2 protein-coding genes are annotated in these 1,194 nt (G+C 51.5%); both read right to left on the bottom strand.

From position 1 onward, the window contains the following. Window positions 1-1,055, bottom strand: a 1,055-nt coding sequence (locus tag ABIE29_RS23385; RefSeq protein WP_429621729.1) for a fimbrial protein, incomplete at its 3' end; no start/stop codon positions are given. Between the two features lie 8 nt (window positions 1,056-1,063). Continuing rightward, window positions 1,064-1,192: a FimD/PapC C-terminal domain-containing protein gene (locus ABIE29_RS23380; RefSeq protein ID WP_429621731.1), complete on the bottom strand. Its 129-nt coding sequence runs from the start codon at window positions 1,190-1,192 to the stop codon at window positions 1,064-1,066. Between the last annotated feature and the right edge of the window lie 2 nt (window positions 1,193-1,194).

Below are 1,194 nucleotides of genomic sequence, written 5' to 3'. Positions count from 1 at the left end.
ATAGGATAGAAATTCAATGTCGTCTGACTATCACTATCGATATTGCCCAACCCATTCATTGTCATGGACAGTTTGTCCCCGGGCACAATAACCTGAGTACTCCCGTTACGCTTTTCTTCAATTCTGATCGCAATATCATCATTATTCGACGTCACCGACCCATTGGTGGTGGTGGTCTTCAGGGCCGTAGGATCATGAGGATTCACCTCCCCCTCAAACAGCAAGCTGATTTTTGCGCGCGTCGACAGGTTGGTGCACTCCAGATACAGGGTTTCCTCATGCATCTGGACGGTACTTGGCTTTTGGCCCTTAACGTTAAAATCGGAGGACATAATGGTGCCAAAGGGCACGGTAATCATCGGGTTTTTGAGTTCGCATTTTTGCGGCACGGTGATCGTACCGCTCATGCTCACTGAGGCCGTTGGCCTGCTCCCCCGGCCTATATTGGGATCCGAGTTGATATAGACATCCAACAAGGGAGAATGCGTTATGGTCGACGTGCCAATGACTGCCTGTCTGAAATAAAGATGAACCAACCCTTGCGCGCCACTATCATAGGTCACACCCTTACAATTCTGAGGCCGGTTATAAAAACCATTCCCCTTCCATCCGTTACCGGGAAAAGGCACAGGGAAATATCGATTGACCGCACCGGCAATATACACCTCCATCGCAGCAGAAAAATCCTCGCTGCCGCTCAACGAATAGAACTGCCTACTGCCATCCCCATCCGGCAGAGGCGCCCCCCTTGGGACCGCCATAATAAACGACTCTTTCATCTGAGTTGCGCTACCGCAGTCGCAGTTGACCTGATACCCGTCCCCCTCGTTCTGCCACACATTTTCGGCCTTATTCACCTCATAAAAAGTCTTGCCCGCGGTGTTCTTGTCCGGATGGTCGAACAGCTGATTAAACGTAAAGTGATAATTCATCGTCGAGCCTGCCGGTTCGCACTGCCCGACGGCGGCCTGCGCCGACGACAGGCACCCCAACCCCAAGACGATAACGCCCCCGATTGCTGAATAATGCACTAACGATTTCCATTTATTCATCATTAAAGCCTTTATAAACATTGGCCGTTCATCAAACGGATCCCGGTGCCATCTTTTTGCTCCGGCACGCTGTAAGACACGTAGCATTGTTGCGACGCGGCGTTGCCCCATTTGACCTGCAACTTGCCGCTACCGGCCATCC

The organism is Serratia sp. 2723 (assembly GCF_050434425.1).
In the GTDB taxonomy this organism is placed as follows: domain Bacteria; phylum Pseudomonadota; class Gammaproteobacteria; order Enterobacterales; family Enterobacteriaceae; genus Chania.
This window is presented reverse-complemented; position numbering and strand designations above follow the sequence as displayed.